This window comes from Actinoallomurus liliacearum (assembly GCF_039542035.1).
GTDB lineage: Bacteria > Actinomycetota > Actinomycetes > Streptosporangiales > Streptosporangiaceae > Actinoallomurus > Actinoallomurus liliacearum.
In genome coordinates, this window is sequence record NZ_BAABHJ010000008.1 from 14,285 (window position 1) to 35,126 (window position 20,842).

At 72.3% G+C, this 20,842-nt stretch carries 21 protein-coding genes; 13 read left to right on the plus strand and 8 right to left on the minus strand.

The window, feature by feature from the left end; genetic code table 11:
* Positions 1 to 40: 40 nt before the first annotated feature.
* A complete protein-coding gene (locus ABD978_RS14745; protein ID WP_345353913.1) occupies positions 41 to 541 on the plus strand; it encodes a PPA1309 family protein in 501 nt (166 codons plus the stop codon).
* Positions 542 to 661: 120 nt separating this feature from the next.
* Here the strand turns inward: ABD978_RS14745 and ABD978_RS14750 are convergent, their stop codons facing one another.
* The 4 genes from ABD978_RS14750 to ABD978_RS14765 form a co-directional block, all read right to left on the minus strand.
* Positions 662 to 1,726: a YlbL family protein gene (locus tag ABD978_RS14750; RefSeq protein ID WP_345353914.1), complete on the minus strand. Its 1,065-nt coding sequence runs from the start codon at positions 1,724 to 1,726 to the stop codon at positions 662 to 664.
* A gap of 10 nt (positions 1,727 to 1,736) precedes the next feature.
* Positions 1,737 to 1,928 (minus strand): hypothetical protein, encoded by a 192-nt coding sequence (locus ABD978_RS14755; RefSeq protein WP_345353915.1) that lies wholly within the window; start codon positions 1,926 to 1,928, stop codon positions 1,737 to 1,739.
* A 58-nt stretch (positions 1,929 to 1,986) separates the two neighbouring features.
* Entirely contained in the window at positions 1,987 to 2,409 is a 423-nt protein-coding gene (locus ABD978_RS14760) for a molybdenum cofactor biosynthesis protein MoaE (protein ID WP_345353916.1), read from the minus strand.
* Positions 2,410 to 2,657: 248 nt separating this feature from the next.
* The gene (locus ABD978_RS14765) at positions 2,658 to 3,743 is read right to left on the minus strand and encodes an NAD-dependent epimerase/dehydratase family protein (protein WP_345353917.1); all 1,086 of its coding nucleotides are present in this window, start codon (positions 3,741 to 3,743) and stop codon (positions 2,658 to 2,660) included.
* A gap of 89 nt (positions 3,744 to 3,832) precedes the next feature.
* Between ABD978_RS14765 and ABD978_RS14770 the strand changes: the two genes are divergently transcribed.
* The 9 genes from ABD978_RS14770 to ABD978_RS14810 all read left to right on the plus strand — a co-directional run bounded on the left by ABD978_RS14770 (position 3,833) and on the right by ABD978_RS14810 (position 13,017).
* Positions 3,833 to 5,128, plus strand: coding sequence for a zinc-dependent metalloprotease (locus ABD978_RS14770; RefSeq protein ID WP_345353918.1), 1,296 nt, complete (start codon positions 3,833 to 3,835; stop codon positions 5,126 to 5,128).
* A gap of 52 nt (positions 5,129 to 5,180) precedes the next feature.
* Positions 5,181 to 5,723, plus strand: coding sequence for an NUDIX hydrolase (locus ABD978_RS14775; RefSeq protein WP_345353919.1), 543 nt, complete (start codon positions 5,181 to 5,183; stop codon positions 5,721 to 5,723).
* A 255-nt stretch (positions 5,724 to 5,978) separates the two neighbouring features.
* The gene (locus ABD978_RS14780) at positions 5,979 to 6,224 is read left to right on the plus strand and encodes a hypothetical protein (protein WP_345353920.1); all 246 of its coding nucleotides are present in this window, start codon (positions 5,979 to 5,981) and stop codon (positions 6,222 to 6,224) included.
* Between the two features lie 173 nt (positions 6,225 to 6,397).
* Positions 6,398 to 7,906 (plus strand): P-loop ATPase, Sll1717 family, encoded by a 1,509-nt coding sequence (locus ABD978_RS14785; RefSeq protein ID WP_345353921.1) that lies wholly within the window; start codon positions 6,398 to 6,400, stop codon positions 7,904 to 7,906.
* A 7-nt stretch (positions 7,907 to 7,913) separates the two neighbouring features.
* Positions 7,914 to 8,714 (plus strand): endonuclease/exonuclease/phosphatase family protein, encoded by an 801-nt coding sequence (locus ABD978_RS14790; protein WP_345353922.1) that lies wholly within the window; start codon positions 7,914 to 7,916, stop codon positions 8,712 to 8,714.
* A gap of 327 nt (positions 8,715 to 9,041) precedes the next feature.
* Positions 9,042 to 9,974: an NAD-dependent epimerase/dehydratase family protein gene (locus ABD978_RS14795; protein ID WP_345353923.1), complete on the plus strand. Its 933-nt coding sequence runs from the start codon at positions 9,042 to 9,044 to the stop codon at positions 9,972 to 9,974.
* On the plus strand, positions 9,971 to 10,894 hold the full coding sequence (locus ABD978_RS14800; protein ID WP_345353924.1) for an RNA polymerase sigma-70 factor: 924 nt from the start codon (positions 9,971 to 9,973) through the stop codon (positions 10,892 to 10,894). Before ABD978_RS14795 ends, ABD978_RS14800 begins: the two co-directional genes overlap by 4 nt.
* 96 nt (positions 10,895 to 10,990) lie before the next feature.
* Positions 10,991 to 11,758 carry an SDR family oxidoreductase gene (locus ABD978_RS14805; RefSeq protein WP_345353925.1) on the plus strand — a complete coding sequence of 256 codons (768 nt, stop codon included), beginning with the start codon at positions 10,991 to 10,993 and terminating at the stop codon, positions 11,756 to 11,758.
* Positions 11,759 to 11,997: 239 nt separating this feature from the next.
* Positions 11,998 to 13,017 (plus strand): alpha/beta hydrolase, encoded by a 1,020-nt coding sequence (locus ABD978_RS14810; protein ID WP_345353926.1) that lies wholly within the window; start codon positions 11,998 to 12,000, stop codon positions 13,015 to 13,017.
* Here the strand turns inward: ABD978_RS14810 and ABD978_RS14815 are convergent.
* Complete coding sequence (locus ABD978_RS14815) at positions 13,014 to 14,180, minus strand: FAD-dependent monooxygenase (RefSeq protein WP_345353927.1); 1,167 nt, start codon at positions 14,178 to 14,180, stop codon at positions 13,014 to 13,016. The genes ABD978_RS14810 and ABD978_RS14815 overlap by 4 nt on opposite strands.
* A gap of 94 nt (positions 14,181 to 14,274) precedes the next feature.
* Here ABD978_RS14815 and ABD978_RS14820 point away from each other — a divergent pair, with 94 nt between their 5' ends.
* Positions 14,275 to 14,913, plus strand: a complete 639-nt coding sequence (locus ABD978_RS14820; protein WP_345353928.1) for a restriction endonuclease — start codon at positions 14,275 to 14,277, stop codon at positions 14,911 to 14,913.
* A 13-nt stretch (positions 14,914 to 14,926) separates the two neighbouring features.
* On the opposite strand, the gene ABD978_RS14825 is transcribed toward ABD978_RS14820, so the two are convergent.
* Together ABD978_RS14825 and ABD978_RS14830 are read right to left on the minus strand one after the other, a co-directional pair.
* A complete protein-coding gene (locus ABD978_RS14825) occupies positions 14,927 to 15,979 on the minus strand; it encodes an NAD(P)H-dependent amine dehydrogenase family protein (protein WP_345353929.1) in 1,053 nt (350 codons plus the stop codon).
* Between the two features lie 391 nt (positions 15,980 to 16,370).
* Positions 16,371 to 17,150: an SDR family oxidoreductase gene (locus ABD978_RS14830; RefSeq protein ID WP_345353930.1), complete on the minus strand. Its 780-nt coding sequence runs from the start codon at positions 17,148 to 17,150 to the stop codon at positions 16,371 to 16,373.
* A gap of 97 nt (positions 17,151 to 17,247) precedes the next feature.
* Between ABD978_RS14830 and ABD978_RS14835 the strand changes: the two genes are divergently transcribed.
* Together ABD978_RS14835 and ABD978_RS14840 are read left to right on the plus strand one after the other, a co-directional pair.
* Positions 17,248 to 17,874 carry a TetR/AcrR family transcriptional regulator gene (locus ABD978_RS14835; protein ID WP_345353931.1) on the plus strand — a complete coding sequence of 209 codons (627 nt, stop codon included), beginning with the start codon at positions 17,248 to 17,250 and terminating at the stop codon, positions 17,872 to 17,874.
* Between the two features lie 85 nt (positions 17,875 to 17,959).
* On the plus strand, positions 17,960 to 19,498 hold the full coding sequence (locus tag ABD978_RS14840; RefSeq protein WP_345353932.1) for an FAD-dependent monooxygenase: 1,539 nt from the start codon (positions 17,960 to 17,962) through the stop codon (positions 19,496 to 19,498).
* Here the strand turns inward: ABD978_RS14840 and ABD978_RS14845 are convergent, their stop codons facing one another.
* A complete protein-coding gene (locus tag ABD978_RS14845) occupies positions 19,499 to 20,833 on the minus strand; it encodes a mannitol dehydrogenase family protein (protein WP_345353933.1) in 1,335 nt (444 codons plus the stop codon).
* Positions 20,834 to 20,842 lie beyond the last annotated feature (9 nt).

Below are 20,842 nucleotides of genomic sequence, written 5' to 3' on the forward strand. Positions count from 1 at the left end.
GTGGCCGAAAGGTGGCCGGCGACGATGAAAAGATGAGCCAATGACCCGATTGGAAGAGGTCGTCCGCGACCTCGAACGGCATGCGGCCGCCACCGGCTGGGACGCCCCGCCCCGGCTGTACGCCCTGGTGGCGGCCCCGGAGCTGAACCGCAACGAGCCGGAGCTCGCCCGGCAGCTCGGCATCCCGGACGAGCCCGACGGCATCGCCGCCCTCGAACAGCCGGACCTGCCGCTCGACCGGCCGATCGAGGACGTCCTGCACGGCATCGAATGGCCCGGCGAGGTCGCCGGCTGCGCGCTGATCCTCGAGCGGATCCTGCTGCCGGAGGGCGCCGAGGAGGAGGCGCCGGACGAGGACCCGGTGACCTGGGCCGCCCGGCACCCCGGCCGCGAGGACGTACGCCTCGTCGTGGGCGTGCTGCGCGACGGCTCCCATTACTCGGCCATGCGGCTGCGCGGTCACGACAGCGACGGCGCGGTGCTCACCGGCCCCGACCTCGTCCCCCACCTGACCGACGCGCTCGCCTCGACGCTCAGCTGACGGCGTCTCCGCCGGCTCGTTCGTTCGCGCCGACGGGGACGCTCCGCCGGCCCGGCAGGCGGAAACGCTCACCCGACCCGGGCCTGCGAGCTGCTCAGCCCGCCGGGCAGGCGGAGGTACTCAGGCGGCCGGGCAGGCGGGGACGCCGCCCTGGCCGGTCCGGATGGCGGTCAGGGCCTGCAGGGCGCCGTGCATGGTGTCCACCCGGACCAGCCGCAGGCCCTTGGGCTTGGAGGCGACGGCGTCGGCGCAGTTCTGCGTCGGGGTGAGGAAGATCGTGGCGCCCGCCTGCCGCGCGGCGACCATCTTCTGCTGGATCCCGCCGATCGGCCCGACCTGACCGTCCGGGGTGATCGTTCCGGTGCCCGCGATGAACCGGCCGCCGGTGATGTCCTCGGGCGTCAGCTTGTCGTAGATGCCGAGCGAGAACATCAGCCCGGCGCTGGGACCTCCTATGTCACCGACGCTGATCTTGACGGTGACGGGGAACTGGTACTTCTCCTTCAGGATCACGCCCACGATGGCCTTGCCGGCTCGGTCGCCCGTCTTGTCCGGCGAGACCACCGTCTTCACGGGAACCTGGGTGTCCTTGCCGTCCCGCTTGACGGTGAAGGTCACCGTGTCGCCGGGCTTGTGCGCGCCGACGGCCGCGGTGACGCCGGGCATGTCCTTGATCTGCTTGCCGTCGATCGCGGTGATCTGGTCGCCGGGCCGCAGCCGGCCGTCCGACGGGAGCCCCTTCTGCACGGAGTCGACCAGGACGGCGGTGGTCACCGGCTTGTGCAGCTCGTGCATCGCGGCGGCCGTGGCGGACTCCTGGGAGTTCGCCATCTCCTGGACGTTCTCCTGATCCACCTTCTTGCTGGAGACGTTCTTCGGGAAGATCGTCTCTTCGGGAACGACGGCGACGTCCGGGTCGAACCAGCCGCGCAGCGCGGTGAACAGGTCGATCCGGTTGCCCGGCCCCCCCTGGTAGGCGACCGTGACGAAGTTGAGGTGTCCCTCCGTGGGGTAGGTCTGCGCGCCGGTGATCTGGATCAGCGGCGCCTTGCCGAGCGCGCCCAGCGTGTCGGACGTCGGGCCGGGCCGGAGCGCGACGTACGGCACGGGCATGACTGCCGCGGCCAGGCCCAGTAGGAGGATCAGGAGGCTCGCGACGACCAGAGTGGCAGCACGGCGGGACATGCCCGGAAGCCTACGCGGTCGACCGAGGCCGCCGTCCCCGGGTCTTGCGGCGCGGCCGCTCCATGGCGTCACGGAACCGCTGGAAGTGTTCGATCTCCTCGAACGACCTCCGTACACGTGGCCTGCGTCCCCGCAGGGTCATCAGGGCCCCCGTCAGCAGGGCCACGGCCACCGGGATGGCCCACCACGCCAGAATGGACATGCGCGTCACCTCGGTACGAAGCGTTATACCCAGGGTAACCTGCATGCTCCGCCGCAGGTCAGTCTGTGCCCACCCATTCTTCGTCCCCGTCCGTGAAGCGCTGATGCTTCCAGATGGGAACCTCCGCCTTGAGGTCGTCGATCAACTTCCGGCAGGCCGCGAACGCCTCCGCGCGGTGCGGGCAGGCGGCGGCCACGACGACGGCCAGATCGCCGATCTCCAGATCGCCGACCCGGTGCGTCGCCGCGAGCGCGCGTACGGGGAACTCCGCGGCGACCTTCTCCAGGACCGTGCGCAGCGCCTCGACGGCGGTCGGATGCGCGGAGTACGACAGCCGCGCCACCGCGCGCCGATGATCCTCATCGCGCACGGTCCCGACGAACAGCGCCGTGCCGCCCGCACCGGGGTCGGTGACGGCGGCGAGCACCTCGTCCACGGAGAGCGCGGTGTCACGGATTTCGGCCAAGCGGATCACGTCCACGGGACGAACGGTACCCGCTGGCCGGAAGTCGCCCCTGGTCAGCATCGACGGGAGTTACGAGGCATAGGCGGGCCTGTCGGTCGCATCCGCGAGGTGTTCCGGCCATCGGCCATCGCACCCGCGAAGCCCGAAACCGCTCCCGCGCAACGGTCGTCTCGACCGCACCCCGCCGACGCGGCAACGGCCGGACCGAGGCCGCCGCGCGCCGCCGAGACCAGCTACGCCACTCGCGCCGGGCGCCGTTGAGACTAGCTGCGGCGCTTGCGCCGGGCGCGCCGCACGATCGCGGCGGTGCCGATGACGGCGACGGTCGCGCCCGCGGCGGTGGCCATCGTGGCCTCCTTCCGGGCCAGCCTGCGGCCGACCACGGCGTGCCGTCCGGAGACCTCCTCGAGCAGCGCGGCCAGCGCCTCGGCGTTGTCATGCGCCGGTTTCCAGCCGGCCTGGCGCAGCGTCGCGCAGTCCGCGACCCAGGGATAGACCACATAGTGCAGGTCGGTGGCCGGCGCCGGCGTCACGCCGATGCGGTGCAGCCGCTGCGCGGTGCCGAAGGTGATCGCGGCCGGGAGTTCGAAGCGCCGCCGCCCGGTGATCTGCTCGACCTCGTCCTGGTCCAGCCAGCCTTCGCTGCCGACCGCGATCCGGCCGGAGATCTCCCCGGTGATGGCGAGTTCGAGGGCGCTGACCAGGTCGTCGACGTGGCAGAACTGCCAGCGCGGCTCGCAGCCCTTGACCGTGAGCAGCCGCGGCGCCTCGAAGTGACGGGTCACCACCGTGTCGATCCCGGGGCCGACGAGGGCGGCGGGCCGCAGGACCGTGACGGTCATGCCGGGATGCGCCACCGGCGCCATCTTCGCGAGCTCCTCGATCTCCAGGAAGTCGCCGACGATGCCGTCGTCGGGCTCGGCCGCGAGCGGGGAGTCCTCCGGGATCGGCACCGGGTTGTCCGCCTGCGCGCCGTACACCATCGCGCTGGTCATGACGATCACCTTGCGGACCCGGACCGCCGCCGCCGCGGTGATGACGGTCTGCGCGCCGCGGACGTTGTACGCCCGCCGCTCCCGGTGATCGGTGTCCGGGGACAGGTCCATGTCGAGGTGGACGATCACGTCCACGTCGGAGATGCGGCTGGTGAGCTGCGGGTCGCGGACGTCGACCACGCGCCATGTGATCCCCGACACGTCCCCGCGGTGGTCGTCGAGGCCGACGACCTTCCTGATGTCCCCCGAGTCCGCCAGCCGGGCGACCAGGGCACGACCGATGCCGTCGGCCGCCCCCGTGACGGCGACGACCGGCCCCGTGCTACGCCGTGGGCGAACCTCTCGTGTACTCAAGTCGAGTGAGTCCTCCTAACGCACGCCCCCGGCCGTCGACCGGCTAACGTGAAGGTTGTGACCTATTCATCCTGCCTGAGGTCGAGCCTGTGAGCGACATCCCCTTCGGGTTCAACCGCCCGGACGAGCCCGGCGATGAGAACAAGCCCGGTAACCAGGGGCCTTTCGGCCCGGGCGGCATGCAGGATTTCGCCGCCATGCTCCATCAGTTCGCCGACATGCTGGCCGGCCAGTCCGCGAGCACCGGCCCGCTGAACTGGGACCTGGCCAAGGACGTCGCCCGGCACACCGTCGTCGAGCGCGGCGACCCCTCGGTGGTCGACGCCGAGCGGCGGGCGGTCGTCGAGGCGCTCCGGCTGGCCGACCTGTGGCTGGACGAGGCGACGACGCTCCCCGCGGGGATCCGTAACCCGCAGGCGTGGAGCCGGTCGGAGTGGATCGAGAACACCCTCCCCGTGTGGTCGAAGGTCTGCGACCCGATCGCGGCGCGGATGGTCGACTCCATGGGCGAGGCGATGCCCGAGGAGATGAAGGCCGTCGCCGGCCCCCTCGTCGGGATGATGCGGCAGATGTCGGGCGCGATGGTCGGCGGGCAGGCCGGGCAGGCGCTGGGCGCGCTGGCGCTGGAGGTCGTCGGCTCCGCCGACGTCGGGCTGCCGCTGGCGCCTGAGGGCGTCGGCGCGCTGCTGCCGGCCGGGGTGACCGCGTTCGGTGAGGGCCTGGAGGTCAGCGCCGACGAGGTGCGCGTCTACCTGGCGCTGCGCGAGGCCGCCCATCAGCGGCTGTTCGGGCATGTCCCGTGGCTGCGCGCCCACCTGCTCGGCGCGGTCGAGGACTACGCGCGCGGCATCACCGTGGACCTGTCCAAGATCGAGGAGGCCATCGCCGGGGCGGACCTGACCAACCCGGAGGCGCTGCAGGAGGCCCTCGGCGGGGAGCTGGCGCTCACGCCGGAGGAGACCCCGCAGCAGAAGGCCGCGCTGGCCCGGCTGGAGACCGCGCTGGCCCTGGTCGAGGGCTGGGTCGGCACCGTCGTCGCGGCCGCCGCCGACGGCCGGCTGCCGTCCGCGGTCAAGCTCGGCGAGGCGGTACGCCGCCGGCGCGCGACCGGTGGTCCCGCCGAGCGCACCTTCGCCACGCTGGTCGGCCTCGAACTCCGGCCCCGGCGGCTGCGGGAGGCCGCCGCGCTGTGGGCCGCCCTGGGCGAGGCGCGCGGCAACGAGGGACGCGACGCCGTCTGGGTGCACCCGGACCTGCTGCCCACCACCGACGACCTGGAGAACCCCGAGGCGTTCGTCGAGGGCACGGGCGTCGACCTGGACATCTCGCAGTTCACCGAGCCGAAGGACGAGTCCGGCGACGACGAGCCCGGCCCCCGCGACTGACCACGCCCCCGCATCAGACGGCGCCGGCGCGGCCGCGCCGGGTGAGGTGACGATGACACTGCACGCCGACGCCGTACGCGCGCTGTCGGACTGGACCGCGCCCGACGCCGCGCAGGACCTGCTGCGGCGCGACTTCCTCGCGCACCTGTCGGCGCACGAGAACGCCATGTTCCGCGAATGCGTGCCCGGTCACCTGACGGCCAGCGCGGTCGTCCTCGACCCGCCCGGAGAGCGGGTGCTGCTCACGCTGCATCCCAAGGCGGGCATGTGGCTGCAACTGGGCGGCCACTGCGAACCGCACGACGCCACGCTCGCGGGCGCGGCGCTGCGCGAGGCCACCGAGGAGTCCGGCATCGACGAGCTGCGTCTGCTGCCCGAGCCGCTCCACCTCGACCGGCACCGCGTCTGGTGCCACGGCGGGTCCTACCACCTGGACGTCCAGTACGTCGCCGTCGCCCCGGACGGCGCCCGAGAACGGATCAGCGAGGAGTCCGCGGACCTGCGCTGGTTCCCGCTCGACGGCCTCCCCGAGGACACCGACGAGGTCGTGCGCCGCCTGGTCGCCCGCGCCCGCCGACGACAGCCCGCTCCCTGAGCCCGCCGGAGGCAGGCCGGTCGCCGAGTCGACCGGCGGCAGGCCGCTCCCTGAGCCCACTGACGGCAGACCGGTCGCCGAGTCGGCCGGCGGAAGGCCGGTCGCCGCGCCCGCCGAGGCACGCCGGTCCTCCTGAGCGGTCCGGCGCTCAGGTGATCAGTACGAGCCCGGCCGAACCCGGAGTCCAGCGACTCTCGACCCTGCGGAGAGGGCGTGGCGGGACGCTCGGGGCGGGATCGCGACCGGAGGGCCCGCATGCGAGAAGACGACGTCCAGAGATCGGCGCTGCGAAGGCTGCTGCGCTCCCTCCACCTCGGCCTGGTCTACATGGGCGCCGGCACGTGGCCGTGCCCCGAGGTGTACGACGCCCTGCGGTCGAGCGCCGGCCGGGATCGGCGCCAGGCACCCGAGCGGATCACCGCGTACGACGATCTCCCGGACGAGGAACGCCGTCTCCTGCTGCGGCTCGAGGCCCAGTTCAAGCACGAGAACGAGAGGTAGATCCCGCGCGCGCCCGTACGCCGCGGAGATGGCTTGTGCCGAGGATTTCGGTGGTCGGTGCGACGGAAATCCGGGGCGCAGAGTGACGATCACGCTGCGGGCGACGCGGCAGGGGCGGGGCCGCATCAGCCGTGCGAAGATCTACCAAGACCCTCTCGAGCGGTGGTGGAGTCGTGACGCGCCTGGTCCTGTCCTCCAAGATCCTCGACGGTCTCGACTTCGGCGCGCCGTCGGCCGAGCGTGACATCGGGCGTGGCCTGGACAAGTGCTTCGTCGAGTCGGCCACGTACAACCGCGTCCACTCGGGCGCCAAGACCGTGCTCCTCGGCAACCGCGGATCCGGCAAGAGCGCCATCTTCCAGGTGCTTGCCAAGCGCGAGCGCACCGCGGGCAACCGCGTGATCGAGCTGTCCCCGGAGGACTACTCGTACGAGCTGCTCAGCTCCACGATGGCCGCCGAGAACGCCGGGTCCTGGGCGAAGCACGGCGCGTACGCCGCCGCCTGGAAGTACCTGCTCTACGTCATGGTCATGAAGGAGGTCGCCCGGAAGGGCATGCGGCTGGCGAAGGGCGGGGGCGCCGAGATCAGCGCGTACATCCGCAACAACCACGCCAACGTCCAGATGGGCCGGCTGTCCGTCCTGGTCTCGTACCTCAAGCGGCTGGAGAACATCAAGCTCGGCCCGATCGAGGCGGGTGCGAAGACCCGGGAGCTGGACCGGCTGTACAAGCTCGAGGAGATCCACTCCCTGCTGCCCGCCCTCCGGAAGGTCCTCGACCGGCAGCGCGTCACGATCGTCGTCGACGAGCTCGACCGGGGCTGGGACTCCTCCGAGGACGCCAAGGCGTTCGTGGCCGGGCTGTTCCAGGCGTGCGTGTCCGTCAACGCGCTGCACGGCAACCTGTCGGTGTACGTCTCGCTGCGGCGAGAGCTGTACGACGACATCCCGGCGCTGTACGAGGACGCGCAGAAGTACCGGGACCTGCTGGAGACGATCAGGTGGAGCGAGGGCTCCCTCCTCGAGCTCATCGCCAAGCGCATCCGGTACTCCGCGCGGGAGATGGGCTACGACGCCCAGGTTCTCGACCGCGCCGACGATCTGACGTGCTGGAACGCCGTGTTCGCGCCGGTCCCCGGTGGGCCCGTGGACGGTTCCTTCCGGTACGTGGTCGACCGCACCCTCTACCGGCCGCGCGAAATCATCGAGTTCTGCACGACCGTGCTCGAGGAGGCCCGGGACCGTGCCCCCGCCCTTCCGTTGCCGTTCGAGGCGGTCCGGTGGGCGGAGCGCGGCTACTCCGAGGAGCGGACCAAGGACATCGCCGCGGAGTACCGCTTCCAGTACCCCGGCCTGCTCGGCGTGTTCGAGGTGTTCCGCGGCCGGGACCACACGTTCGACCGGGAGGACCTCCAACTGCTCTGCCTGGAACTGGTGCTCGGCGAGATCCCGACGAACGGCACCTCCTCCTGGCTGCCCGTCCGTGACCCGGACGGCCTGATCGAGATTCTCTGGCAGACGGGCTTCCTCACCGCCCGGCCCATCGGGGAGGCCGATCCGGTGGGCGGCGGCCCGGGGGCGTTCATCGGCATGCACCAGGTGCAGCACCTGAACCTCGCAGCGGTCCAGCGGTTCCAGGTCCACCCGATGTTCCGCGCTTACCTGGGGATGCGCACCGAATAGGAGGACCATGTACGACATCGCGCAGCCGTACGGACCCCTGATCGAGACCACCCTGCGGGTGATCACCTGGAACGTCTGGGGCCGGTTCGGGCCCTGGGAGCGACGCGAAGGAGCGATCCGCGAGACCCTGGCCCGGCATGACGCGGACGTCGTCGCGCTGGTCGAGGCGTGGGGCGGGCAGGAGCAGCGGTTCGGGATGCCGCACCACGTCTTCGCCGGGGACGTCGTCAGCAACGGCGCGACCTCCGGAATCGCGGTGCTGTCGCGATGGCCGATCACGCGGCACGAGTGGGTGCGGCTGTCCGGCTCGGGAGACACCGGCGGCGACCTGCTGTTCACCGAGATCGAGGGTCCGCGCGGCCCGGTGCAGCTCTTCCTCGCCGCCCTCGCCTGGCGGCTGGAGCACAGCGCCGAGCGCCAGAAGCAGGTACGGGAGATCGCCTCCTACATCGCCGAGCGGCAGAGCCGGCGGCACCCGGCGATCCTGTGCGGCGACTTCAACGCCGACCCCGACAGCGACGAGATCCGGATACTGACCGGCAAGACCGAACCGGCGGCGCGGGACCTGGTGTTCTACGACGCCTGGGCCACGGCCGGGACGGGCGGACCGGGCCATACGTGGGCGAACACCAACTCCTGGGCGGTCCCCGTGCTGTGGCCGAACCGCCGGATCGACCACATCCTCTCCGCCTGGCCCCGCCGCGGCGGCACCGGCCACCCCGTCCACTGCGAGGTCATCGGCACCGACCCGATCGACGGCGTTCTGGCGTCGGACCACTACGGCGTCCTCGCCGACCTCCGCTACTGACCCCGGCGACCCGAGATCACTGGCGATCGGTGATCCAAGACGGCAGTAGACACCAGTGATCAGCGACTCTGGGCTCGCGGACACGCGACCGCGGGTGGGGCGTTCGGCCTGGCCTCGATGGCGGGCTGACGGAACGCTCGGTGAAGCGTCGCGCGGATGCGACGGAGTATGACATAACGCACGCTGCGTGGCTGCCTTCGCCGAGTGTTCGGTACGTGCCGGGCCGCTCACCCTCCGCGCGAAGGCTTGGGGAGACCATGTCACAGCCGGGCGGGCTGTCTCGTCTCGGGGTCGCAGAGACGGGTTCTGAGCCGGGAGGTGATGGTCATGCGGGTGTTCGTGGCGGGTGGCACGGGGGTTCTGGGGCGGCGGCTGGTGCCGCGGTTGGTGGCTCGCGGGCACCAGGTGACGGCCACGACGACGAGCGTGGCCAAACTGGATCTGCTGCGGCGGTTGGGCGCGGATGGCATCGTGATGGACGGGCTGGACGCGATGTCGGTCGGTGAGGCGGTGGCCAAGGCCCGGCCGGACGTGATCGTGCACCAGATGACCGCGATCTCCGTGGCGCACGCCGGCAAGCCGGACATGAAGCACATGGACCGGTGGTTCGCCGGCACCAACCGGTTGCGCACCGCGGGGACGGACCACCTGCTGGCCGCCGCCGAGGCGACCGGTGTGACCAACTTCATCGCGCAGGGCTACGCCGCCTGGAACGGTCTCCGCGAGGGCGGATGGGTGAAGACCGAGCAGGACGGGCTGGACCCGATGACGGGGACGCCGGCGGAACCGGGGATGGCGGCGCTCGGCCACGTCGAGGACGCGGTCGGCAAGGCGGGCGGCACCGTCCTGCGCTACGGCTGGTTCTACGGGCCGGGTGCCACCGAGGACCTGGTCGAGCCCGTGCGCAAGCGGCAGTTCCCGGTCGTCGGGAGCGGCGCCGGCCACTGCTCGTGGGTGCATCTGGACGACGCGGCGAGCGCCACGGTCCTGGCCGTGGAGCAGCAGGCCCACGGGGTGTTCAACATCGTCGACGACGAACCGGCCCCGGCCGCCGAGTGGCTTCCGTACCTGGCCGCGTCCGCGGGGGCGAAGCGGCCGATGCGGGTCCCCGCCTGGGTGGCCCGGCCACTGGCCGGGGACGTGGCGGTGACGATGATGATCGAGGGGCGCGGCTTCTCCAACGCCAAGGCCAAGCGGGAGCTCGGCTGGCAGCCGAGCTACCCCTCATGGCGGCGTGGCTTCGCGAAAGAGCTGGCATGACGCGCGCCGAGGAGTTCCAGGAACTGCGGCCGCTGCTGTTCTCGATCGCCTACCGCATCCTCGGCAGCGTGGGCGAGGCCGAGGACGCGGTCCAGGAGACCTGGCTGCGCTACGCGGCCTCCCCGACACAACCCACGTCGACCAAGTCCTTCCTGTCGGCCGTGGTCACCCGGATCTCGATCGACGTGCTGCGCTCGGCCCGGGTCCGGCGGGAGGAGTACACCGGGCCGTGGTTCCCCGAACCGCTGCTCAGCGACCCCTACCAGGACCCCGAGCGCTCGGCTGAGCTGGCCGACTCCGTGTCGATGGCGGCCCTGTTGCTGCTGGAGCGGCTCAGCCCGCTCGAACGCGCGGTCTTCGTACTGCGCGAGGTGTTCGGCTTCGACTTCCCGGAGATCGCCTCGGCGGTGGGCCGGTCGGAGGCGGCGTGCCGGCAACTCGTGGTGCGGGCGCGCCGCCATATGGACGCGGGCCGGCCCCGGTTCCAGGCCGATCGCAAGGAGCGCGAGCAGCTCGCCGAGCGGTTCTTCGTCGCCTTCGCCGAAGGCGACGTCGACGGACTGACCGAGTTGCTCGCCGCCGACGTTCGGATGATCGGCGACAGCGGCGGCAAGGCGCCCCGCTGGGGCACGGGCGTCTCCGGCGCCGCCAACGTGGCCCGGGTGCTCACCGCGCTCCTGGCGCCGTTCGTCCGGATCGGCGGCGTCGTGGAACCACACCAGGTGAACGGCCAGCCGGGCGCGATCTTCCGCGACCGGGACGGCAAGGTCGTCAACACCTGGACCCTCGACATCCTCGACGGACGCATCCAGACGATCCGTACGGTGGTCAACCCCGACAAGCTCGGACACGTGGGCCCGGTGGCCGACGCCTGGGCGGTCGTCCGCGAGACGACCCGGATTCGCCGGCTCACGGACTGAGAGCGGCGGCGGCGCTCCGGCCTCGGCGCGCCGCCGACCGGGAAGCCCCACCGCGGGCATTTACCGCATCGAACCCTCTTGGACAGGAACTTTGTCATGACCGAGGACACCGCGCACCAGCAGGTCGCACTGATCACCGGGGCTAACAAGGGCATCGGCCGCGCGACCGCCGAGCAGCTCGCCGCGCTGGGCATGACCGTCCTGGTCGGCGCCAGGGACCCGCGGCGCGGCGAGGAGGCCGCCACGGCCCTGCGCGCGGCGGGCGGCGACGCGCACGCGATCACCCTCGACGTCACCGACCCGGCCACCGTCCAGGAGGCCGCGCGGCTGATGGAGGAGCGCTTCGGCCACCTTGACGCGCTGGTCAACAACGCCGGCATCACCGGCTCCGGGCAGGTCGCGCCCGAAGACGCCCTCGATCAGGTCCCCAGCTCCGTCGACCTGGACATGGTCCGGGCGGTGTTCGAGACCAACCTCTTCGGGGTGATCACGGTGACCAACGCCATGCTCCCGCTCCTGCGGCGATCGCCGGCGCCGCGCATCGTCAACGTCAGCAGCGCCGCCGCATCGCTGGCCATCGCCGCCGACCCGGACAGCCCGCTGGCGGATCTGCCGACGTCTGCCGCGTACACCCCATCCAAGACCGCGCTGAACGCGCTGACCGTGCAGTACGCCAATGAGCTGCGCAAGGACGGCATCTTCGTCAACGCCGCCGCCCCCGGCTACGTCGACACCGACATGAACGACCACAAGGGCCACCTCACCCCCGCGCAGGGCGCCGCGATCGTGGTGCGCCTGGCCACGCTCAGCGCGGACGGCCCGACTGGCGGGTTCTACAGCGAGGGCGGCCCGCTGCCCTGGTAAGAGGCGACGTACGGCCGCCGAGCGGCCCTTCTGCCGCGCGGAGCACAAGAGGTGCAACGTGAACCCGCCGATCTCCTCGGCCGCCGGCTGCGGGCTGCGCCGGCCCTGACCGGCGCCCTGTGGTTCGCTGGGTTCGTGATCTCCACGACATCCATGCCTGGCGCGGTAGCCGTGCGTGCCGGGAGTCGGCGGCTCGGCGTGGCCCGGATCGGTCTTTTCGCCTGCCCGAGCGCCACGTCATGACCGGGCGCCCGGGTTCGCCGGCCTCCGCAGCGGCCCCCGCGCGGACGGCCCCGCCGCTCGACCCCGAACTGGGCGCCGCTCTGGCGGCCCTGGGCGACCTGTCGCGGGAACGGCTCACCCCGGAGAACCTCGCCGCCCAGCGGGAACGGGACGCCGCCGGCCGGCCCCGGCCCACCGAGGAGGAGCTACGGGCCGACGGCCGCTTCGCGGTCGAAAAGCTGAGCGTGCCCGGCGCCGAGGGGGGTCCGGACGTCACGCTGGTGTACGCGCGGCCCGCCGACGCCGCCGGGCCGCTGCCGGTGCTGTACTACATGCACGGCGGCGGGATGGTCATGGGTAACGCCTGGGCCGTCCTGCCGAAGATCCTCCGCGACTGGTCCGCCCCGCTTGGCCTGGCCGTCGTGTCCGTGGAGTACCGGCTGGCGCCGGAGACCCCCTACCCCGGGCCGCTGGAGGACTGCCACGCCGGACTCCTCTGGACCGTCGGCCACGCGGACGAGCTCGGCATCGACGGCGAGCACCTGATCATCGGGGGCAAGAGCGCCGGCGGCGGGCTCGCCGCGGCCCTGACCCTGCTCAACCGGGACCGGGGCGACGGACCGGCACCCATCGGGCAGCTCCTGCAGTGCCCGATGCTCGACGACCGCCTCGACACCCTCTCCGCCCACCAGATGGCCGGCGTCGGCCTGTGGGACAGGTCCTCGACCGCCGTCGCCTGGCAGGCCTACCTGGGCGACCGGTACGGCGCCCCGGACCTGCCGCCGTACGCCGCTCCTGCCCGCGCCACCGATCTGAGCGGGCTGCCGCCCACCTACATCGACGTCGGCTCGGCCGAGACCTTCCGCGACGAGAACGTCGCCTACGCCCACGCGATCTGGCGGGCCGGCGGCGACGCCGAGCTCCACGTCTGGCCAGGCGCCTTCCACGGCTTCGACTCCTTCGCCCCCGCCGCGGCCCTCACTCGCGAAGCCCGCCACGCCCGAACCCGGTGGCTCAGCCGCATACTCGGCCGCTAGGGGAGGCGAGAGGTCCAGTCGAGCAGGCGCAGCAGATCCTCGTCCCCACCGCTCGGTGAGGAGCGGGACGCTTCTCCGCCGCTTCCAGAGCCGGCGCGTACGGGCCTGGCGCCGGTCATGCGGGCGCTGGCGGCGATATTCGCGTCCGTCCGCGGCCGCCGCAGCCCTTCGTACGTTTCCAGCGCCGCGTCGATCGTGCCGGCGTCGCGCAGTGCCTTGGCCAGCACGACCGCGTCCTCCATCGCCATGGATGCGCCCTGACCGGTCGCGGGCGACGCGGCGTGGGCGGCGTCGCCGATGATCAGCATTCGGCGGGTGTGCCACGGTCCGACGGCCGGGAGGTCGTGGGCGTTGGTCGCCATGAGCCGGTCGCCGGTCGCCGCGACGATGTCCGCGGCGGGCGTGGCGTCCCGGCGAAGGAGCGGAAGGAGCTCCGCCCTCCATCGCACGGCCGTGCCCGCCGCGATCTCCTCGGCGGACAGTTCCGCACCCGTGACCCGGGCGAACCAGTAGGTCGTCCCGCCCGGCGACACGGCGTACCCGAACGCGGCCTCGCTCCCCCGCACCATCTCGAACGTTCCCGGCCGCTCCGCGCGCGGCGCCTCGGCGGCGTACCCGTAGAAGACGCGCTGACCCGCGTAACGTCGTGGAGCGGCGGCCGGATCGATCAGTCTCCGCAGGGTGGAGTTCAGCCCGTCCGCGCCGATCAGCAGATCGCAGCGGGCGGTGCCGCCGTCGCCGAACCGCGCGGTGACGCCGGTGGCGTCCTCGGCCGCGGCGACCAGCCGCTTCCCGTGCCGGATCGGGATCCCCCGGCGCAGCGCCTCGGACCGCAGCACCGCGCAGAGCTCCGCGCGGAGCAGGCAGCGGTAACGGGTCAGGGGATCGTCGTGCCCGCCCATCGGCCGGACGGCGATCTCGGCTCCCGTGTCGTCGGTCAGGCGCAGAGCGGTGAGCGGGAACCCGGCCTCGGCGACCGGCCGGGCGGCGTCGAGCTGCGCCAGTGCGACCATCCCGTTGCTCGCCAGCGTGAGGAACGCGCCGATGTCCGCGTCGGCGACCGGATGCGCCTCGTACACGGCGACCTCGAACCCGGCCTTGCCGAGCGCCAGCGCCGCCGTCAGCCCGCCGACGCCCCCGCCGGCGATCACGATCGATGTCATCCCGTATCTCCGTCCCCGCTCGACTACTCCCACACCGAACTGTCAGCGGCCCATGTCATCCTTTGCGCAGCCGAGCGATCGAGCAAGAGGTGCCATGAAAGAGCCCCCGGTTCGCCGTCTCCCGAAGAACGACTCGCTCCATCCCGTCCTCCGTTACCTTGCTCTCGCTCTCGGCGCCCTGATCGCCGGGGGCGCCTGCGCCGGCCTTCTCTACCTGCTGGTCCGATTCGTCGCCGCGTACTGGCCGTGGATCGTCACCGTGGCCGCGATCGCGCTGGTCCTGCTGGTCGCCGGGCTCGTCACGACCGCCGTGCGGCGGCACCAGGCCAGGATGCGCGAGGAGCAGCTGCGCGCGATCGCGAACCTCAATCGTGTCGATGTCATGACCGGGGCCCAGTTCGAGGATCTCGTCGCCAGACTGCTCGAGCGGGACGGCTACCGCTCGGTCCAGGTCGTCGGCCGGGCCGGTGACCGCGGCGTCGACGTGACCGCGTTCTCCCCCGACGGGCGCCGGGTCGCGGTGCAGTGCAAACGCCAGAAGAAGACCGTCGGCTCGGACCGGATCCGCAACCTGATCGGCGCCGTGCACGGCGGTTACGCCGGTCACGTCGGCGTGCTGGTCACCTCGAGCACCTTCACGAGGCCCGCGCTGGCGGAGGCCGATGGCAGGCTCGTCCTCGTCGACCGGAACGACCTCGTCCGCTGGATGGACGGCGAGGGCCTGATCCTCTGACCTCCGGTGGAGATCAGACGACGAGGCCCTGGCCGGTGATCAGCGGGAGGTCGAGGGCGGTGAGGAGGCCCGGGGCGGCCTGGACGACGGTGGGGACGGCGTTGACGAGGCGCATCGCGGTGGCCTTGAGGCCGGCCGTGTTGTGGTCGCCGTCGGTGCCGAGGAGTTGCAGGTCGACGGTGTAGTTCGGCTCGCCGCGCACCTCGACGCGGTAGCAGCCCTTGCCCGCAGGCTGCGGCCAGTCGGGGGCCAGGTCGTCGCGCAGCCGGGTGACGTGTTCCAGCACGATGACCGGACGACCGCCGCGCATCCCGCGCAGCTCGAAGCGCAGCGCGGCGGCGGTGCCCTTCTCGATCCGGCCGGCGTCGACGTCGAACGCCTCCGGGGCGGGCAGGCGGGTGTACCACTCCTCCAGGCCGTCCAGCTCGACGTCGAGGCCGGCGGCGAGCTGGCGGACGACGCTGCCCCAGGCGAGGGACAGCACGCCCGGCTGGAGCAGCATCGGCACGTCGTCCATCGGACGGCCGAAGCCCATGATGTCGAAGAGCACGGTGGCCTGGTCGTACGTCGCGTAGTTGAGGATCTCCAGGCAGCGCACCTCGGTGATGCGCTCGCTGATGCTCGTGACGGTCAGCGGCAGCCAGTCGTTGGCGAAGCCGGGGTCGACGCCGTTCACCCAGATCGAGACGCCGCCGTCGAGGGCGGCCTGCCGGATCGGCGAACCCATGGCCTCGTCGGGGAACTGCAGGAAGACGGGGCTGGACGAGACGACGTTGACGCCCGCGCGGAGAATGCGCTGCAGGTCGTCGAGGGCCTCGGCGAGCCGTACGTCGGCCATGGACGTGTAGACGACGCAGTCGGGCCGGAGGGCGAGGACGGCGTCGGCGTCGTTCGTGGCGGTCACGCCGAGCGCGCCGATCCCGGCCAGCTCTCCGGCGTTCTTGCCCACTTTGGCCGGGTTGGAGACCCAGACTCCCGCAAGTTCCAGGTCGGGGCGTGCGGTGATGCCGATCAGCGCGTTACGGCCGACGTTCCCGGTGCCCCACAGCACCACGCGATACGTCATGCGGGCCTCTCTGGTCGAAGGCGGACCGGAAGCACGGCAAGATCGTAAACAGCGCTAGAACAAGTTACAAGGGAGGACCGTCGGTACGCCGCCGCCGCCGTCGGCCCGGGGCCGGGCCGATGGCGGTCACGTGGTCAGCCGCAGGCGACCAGGCCGCTCGTGTAGCTCCCGCTGACCCCGCTGCTGGTCGTGATGTCACCCGAGACCTGCACGCACCGGTCCGGGGCGTACCGGTAGACCGGCCAACGCCGCGCGCCTCTGCACGGCGTGCGGCGATCACCGGCGATCGATTCTACGAGCGGACGACCAGAAAGATCATTAACATCCGGCCGAAGCCGGGCGGATGATGAGGACACGCTCGCTTGATCACGGCTCCGGCCGTGCCGGGAGATCACAGGTCGGGCAGACCGAGGTCCAGGGTCGGCTGGTCGGTGCCGCCGTCGACCTCGAGGACGCGGCCGGTGACGAACGCGCCCGCGGGCGAGGCGAGATAGAGCACGGCCGCGGCGATGTCCTCCGGGTCGCCGATGCGACCGAGCGGGGTGTTGTTCTCCACGGCCGTCCGCAGCTCGTCGTTGCCGGTCACGATCTCCAGTGCGGACGTGGCGACCGCGCCGGCGGCGATCGCGTTGACGCGGATCCGCGGCGCCAGGTCGCGCGCCGCCATCCGGGTGTAGTGCGCCAGCGCCGCCTTGACCGTGCCGTACGCCAGGAAGCCGCGGCCGGTGACGCGGCCCATCACCGAGGAGATGTTGACGACGGCGCCCTCGGTCATGTGCGGCACGGCCGCGCGGGTCAGGGCGTGCGCGATGCCGACGTTGAAGTGGAACGCCTCGGCCAGGAACTCGTCGGTCGTGTCGAGGAACGCCCGCGGCAGGGTGCCGCCGACGTTGTTCACCACCACGTCGATCCGGCCGAACGCCTCGGCCGCCGCCGCGGCCAGCCCGGCGGCGGCCGTCAGGTCGGTGAGGTCGGCGGCCACGACGACCGCCCGCCGCCCGGCGTCCTCGATCTCGCGGGCGACCTTGCGGAGCTGGTCCTCGCTGCGGGCGGAGACGAGCACGTCGGCGCCGGCCTGGGCGAGCGCGACCGCGGTCGCGGCTCCGATCCCGCGTCCGGCGCCCGTCACGATCGCGGCCCGGTCGGTCAGTCGGAAACGATCGAGGATCACGACGCGAGCCTAAGCAGAACTAGAACCCGTTTCAATACCGAAAATCTTGCCGTGACGGCATCTTTTCCTCTTCGGCAAGATCCGTTACGGTGACCTCATGGTCGATGGCGAAGGGGCTCCCCTGGGGCTGCGGGAACGGAAGAAGCGGGAGACGCGTGCGGCGTTGAGCTGGGCGACGATCCGCCTGAGCGTCGAGCGCGGCTGGGACGCGGTGACGATCGAGGACATCACCGCCGAGGCGAACGTCTCGGTCCGCACCTTCCGCAACTACTTCTCCAGCAAGGCCGAGGCGTTCACCGCCTGGCACCTGGACCGGATGCTGCGCGTCGCGGACGACCTGCGGGCCCGCCCTGCGGACGAGCCGCTGCGCGAGGCGATCACCCAGGTGGTCCGGGCGCGGTTCACTCCGGAGGGCGGCGAGGGCGGGCAGCCGCCCAGCCGGGAGTGGGTCGGCGGCATCCGTCTCATGCTCACCGAGCCCGACGTGCAGGGCGAGTTCCTCAAGGCCAACATGATCATCCAAGGGGAGCTGGCCAAGGCGATCGCCGAGCGGACCGGCACGGACGCGGACCGCGACGTCTATCCGGCCCTCGTCGCCGGCGTGACCGGCACGGCCGCCACGGTCGCCATCGACCACTGGCTGCGCGCCGACTCCTCCGTCCCGGTCGCCCGGTTGATGAACGAGGTGTTCGACCGGCTCTGGGCCGGCCTGCCCGTCCCCTGACCCCCTCCCTTCGACAGCCCGCGCCGCCGCGAAGCGCCGGTGGCCGCCGGGCCATCCCGTCATGCCCTTCGACAGGAGAACTCTGATGATCAACGACGTCGTCATCGCCGGTGCCGGCCCGAACGGCCTGATGCTGGCGTGCGAGCTCGGCCTCGCCGGACTGCGCCCGATCGTGCTGGAGCGGCTGCCGCAGCCGAGCACGGAGCCCCGCGCGAACGGCCTGGTCGGCCAGGTCGTGCGCGCGCTCGACCGCCGTGGCCTGTACGAGCGCCTCAGCGAGAGCAAGGAACCGCCGGCGCCCGTCCCCGGATACGTCTTCGGCGCCCTCCCCCTGGACCTGAGCCCTCTGGAGGACAACCCGATCCACCTGCTCCCGGTGCCTCAGGTCCGCATCGCGCAGGTCCTCGCGGAGCGCGCGGTCGAGCTCGGCGCGGAGATCCGGTACGGCCACGGCCTCGTCGACATCGAGCAGGACGACGAGGCCGTCACCGCCACGGTCGCGGGGCCGGACGGCTCCTACCGGCTCCGCGCCCGGTACCTGGTCGGCGCGGACGGCGGACGCAGCGTGACGCGGAAGCTGTCCGGCATCGAGTTCCCCGGCGTGAGCAGGGACGACAGCGTCTCCCGTACCGTGACCGCCTACCCGCCCGCCGCGTGGGTGGACCCGGCGACCGGGACCCTGGACGTCCCCGGCTACGGGGTCATCCCGCCCTTCCTGCACCACCGCACCGAGCGCGGGCTCTTCGTCTTCGCGCCGTTCCCCGGCCGGGAGCCGCTGGTCACCACGCTGGAGTGGGAGAAGCCCGAGGCCGAGACCGACCCCATGACGCTGGAGGAGATGCGGGAGAGCATCCAGCGGGTGCTCGGCGTCGACATGCCGCTCGAGCCGCCGAAGGGCGACGGGCCCCCCATGCTGCGCCGGTTGACCGGCGGGAACACGCGCGTGGCCGAGCGGTTCCGCGACCGGCGGGTGCTCCTGGTCGGCGACGCGGCCCACGTGCACTCCGCGATCGGCGGGCCGGGGCTCAACCTCGGTCTGCAGGACACCGTGAACCTCGGCTGGAAGCTCGCCGCCGAGCTCCGCGGGCAGGCCCCGACGGGGCTGCTCGACACGTACGAGACCGAGCGGCGGCCCGCCGCCGAGCGCGTCGTCATGCACACACAGGCGCAGTCCACTCTAATCGCCCCCGGCAGTGCGGTCACCGCGCTACGCGAGCTGTTCGGCGAGCTGCTCCGCGACCCGGCCAACGTGAAGCGCATCGCGGAGATGATGGCCGGCGCGGACCTCCGCTACGACATGGGCGTACGCGACGCGCACCCCCTCGTCGGACGGTGGGCGCCGGACCTGACGCTGCGCACGGCCACGAGGACGGTGCGGCTGGCGGAGCTGGCCCGATCCGGGCGGCCCATGCTGCTGGACCTGACCGAGGACGCCTCCCTCGGGCAGGCGGTGTCCGCCGACCGGATCGACCTCGTCACCGCGCGCGCGGACGGTCCCGAGCCGCCGGCCACCGCCCTGCTCCTGCGGCCGGACTGCTACGTCGCCTGGGCGTCGGCCGCCGCCCGCCCGGACGCCGCCGAACTGGACGGGCTGCGCGCGGCCGTACGGCGCTGGTTCGGCTGATCAGTACGGCGAGCCGTCCGCGGTCAGCTCGGTCAGGTGCTCGACGAGCAGGTCGCGGAAGACGCGGAACTCGCGGAGGTCCGGCCCGAACACCTCGGTGATCCCCAGGAGCGCGTCGACCACCTCGTCCGGCCGGCCCGCCCGGGAGACGGCCATGCGCAGGTGGTCGGCGAGCGGGTCGTCGAGCTCCTTCGCGGTCCAGACGTGCCGCATCCACGCCGCGACGGCCAGCGCGGCCCAGCGGGGCTCGGCGCCGGCCGCGAGGCGGTCGCGGACGACGCCGAGCAGCCGCTGCGGGAGCTTCTGCGAGCCGTCCATCGCGATCTGCGCGGTCCGGTGCCTCAGCGCCGGGTTGGCGAACCGGGTGAGCAGCGACGCCTTGTACTCCTCCAGGTCGAAGCCGGCCGGCACGGTGAGCGTCGGGGTGGCGTCCTCGTCCATGTAGCGGCGCACGGCGTCGCCCAGCGCGTCCACCGCCTCGGCGGCGTACTCGAACCGCGAGCCGAGGTAGGCCAGCATCGAGTGGGAGCCGTTGAGCAGCCGGAGCTTCATCAGCTCGTACGGCGCGACGTCGCCGGTGAAGATCGCGCCGGCCTTGTCCCAGGCGGGACGGCCCGCCGCGAAGGAGTCCTCGATCACCCACTGCGTGAACGGCTCGGTCACGACGACGCCGTGGTCGCGGACGCCGAGCAGGCGCTCGGCCTCGTCCAGGTCCGCAGGCGTGGTCGCGGGCACGATCCGGTCGACCATCGTCGCCGGGAACGCCGTGGCACAGGTGATCTTCACGCCCGCGCGCTCGGCGTACTCCTCGACCATGCCGCGCAGCGTCGCGCCGTTGGCGGTCAGGTTGTCGCAGCACAGGACGGTCACCGGCGCCTCCCGCCGGGACAGGCCCCGGACGAGCCGGCCGAGCACCGTGCGCGGCTCGCGGCCGGTGAGGTCGAGGCAGACCTCCGGGTCGTCCATCCGCAGCCGCCCGGTCGCCGGGTCGTGCCGGTAGCCCTTCTCCGTAACGGTCAGCGAGACGATCCGCACGGCCGAATCGGCGATGCGCTCGGCGGTCGCGTCGCCGGTGCGCACCTCCCGTACCGCGCCGATGATCCGCGCCGACACGCCCTCGGATCCGCGTTCGAGCACGCTGTACAGCCCGTCCTGCGGAGCCAGTTGGTCGACCACGGTCGCGCTGCGCTGGGTGATCCCGCAGATCCCCCAGCCGTCACCGGCGTCCTCGGTGTAGACCGCCTGGTGCGCCCGGTGGAACGCGCCGATGCCCAGGTGCACGATCCCCACCGACGACGGCACCGGCCGCGGCCGGGTCGTCAGGGACAGCCGCATGGTGTCCTC

What these genes read in the sequence shown, in the direction of transcription:
- ABD978_RS14745 (WP_345353913.1), top strand. Translation starts at nt 41, where the DNA reads ATGACCCGATTGGAAGAGGTCGTCCGCGACCTCGAACGGCATGCGGCC.
- ABD978_RS14750 (WP_345353914.1), bottom strand. Translation starts at nt 1,726, where the DNA reads ATGTCCCGCCGTGCTGCCACTCTGGTCGTCGCGAGCCTCCTGATCCTC.
- ABD978_RS14755 (WP_345353915.1), bottom strand. Translation starts at nt 1,928, where the DNA reads ATGTCCATTCTGGCGTGGTGGGCCATCCCGGTGGCCGTGGCCCTGCTG.
- ABD978_RS14775 (WP_345353919.1), top strand. Translation starts at nt 5,181, where the DNA reads ATGACACTGCACGCCGACGCCGTACGCGCGCTGTCGGACTGGACCGCG.
- ABD978_RS14780 (WP_345353920.1), top strand. Translation starts at nt 5,979, where the DNA reads ATGCGAGAAGACGACGTCCAGAGATCGGCGCTGCGAAGGCTGCTGCGC.
- ABD978_RS14790 (WP_345353922.1), top strand. Translation starts at nt 7,914, where the DNA reads ATGTACGACATCGCGCAGCCGTACGGACCCCTGATCGAGACCACCCTG.
- ABD978_RS14795 (WP_345353923.1), top strand. Translation starts at nt 9,042, where the DNA reads ATGCGGGTGTTCGTGGCGGGTGGCACGGGGGTTCTGGGGCGGCGGCTG.
- ABD978_RS14800 (WP_345353924.1), top strand. Translation starts at nt 9,971, where the DNA reads ATGACGCGCGCCGAGGAGTTCCAGGAACTGCGGCCGCTGCTGTTCTCG.
- ABD978_RS14805 (WP_345353925.1), top strand. Translation starts at nt 10,991, where the DNA reads ATGACCGAGGACACCGCGCACCAGCAGGTCGCACTGATCACCGGGGCT.
- ABD978_RS14810 (WP_345353926.1), top strand. Translation starts at nt 11,998, where the DNA reads ATGACCGGGCGCCCGGGTTCGCCGGCCTCCGCAGCGGCCCCCGCGCGG.
- ABD978_RS14815 (WP_345353927.1), bottom strand. Translation starts at nt 14,180, where the DNA reads ATGACATCGATCGTGATCGCCGGCGGGGGCGTCGGCGGGCTGACGGCG.
- ABD978_RS14820 (WP_345353928.1), top strand. Translation starts at nt 14,275, where the DNA reads ATGAAAGAGCCCCCGGTTCGCCGTCTCCCGAAGAACGACTCGCTCCAT.
- ABD978_RS14825 (WP_345353929.1), bottom strand. Translation starts at nt 15,979, where the DNA reads ATGACGTATCGCGTGGTGCTGTGGGGCACCGGGAACGTCGGCCGTAAC.
- ABD978_RS14835 (WP_345353931.1), top strand. Translation starts at nt 17,248, where the DNA reads ATGGTCGATGGCGAAGGGGCTCCCCTGGGGCTGCGGGAACGGAAGAAG.
- ABD978_RS14840 (WP_345353932.1), top strand. Translation starts at nt 17,960, where the DNA reads ATGATCAACGACGTCGTCATCGCCGGTGCCGGCCCGAACGGCCTGATG.
- ABD978_RS14845 (WP_345353933.1), bottom strand. Translation starts at nt 20,833, where the DNA reads ATGCGGCTGTCCCTGACGACCCGGCCGCGGCCGGTGCCGTCGTCGGTG.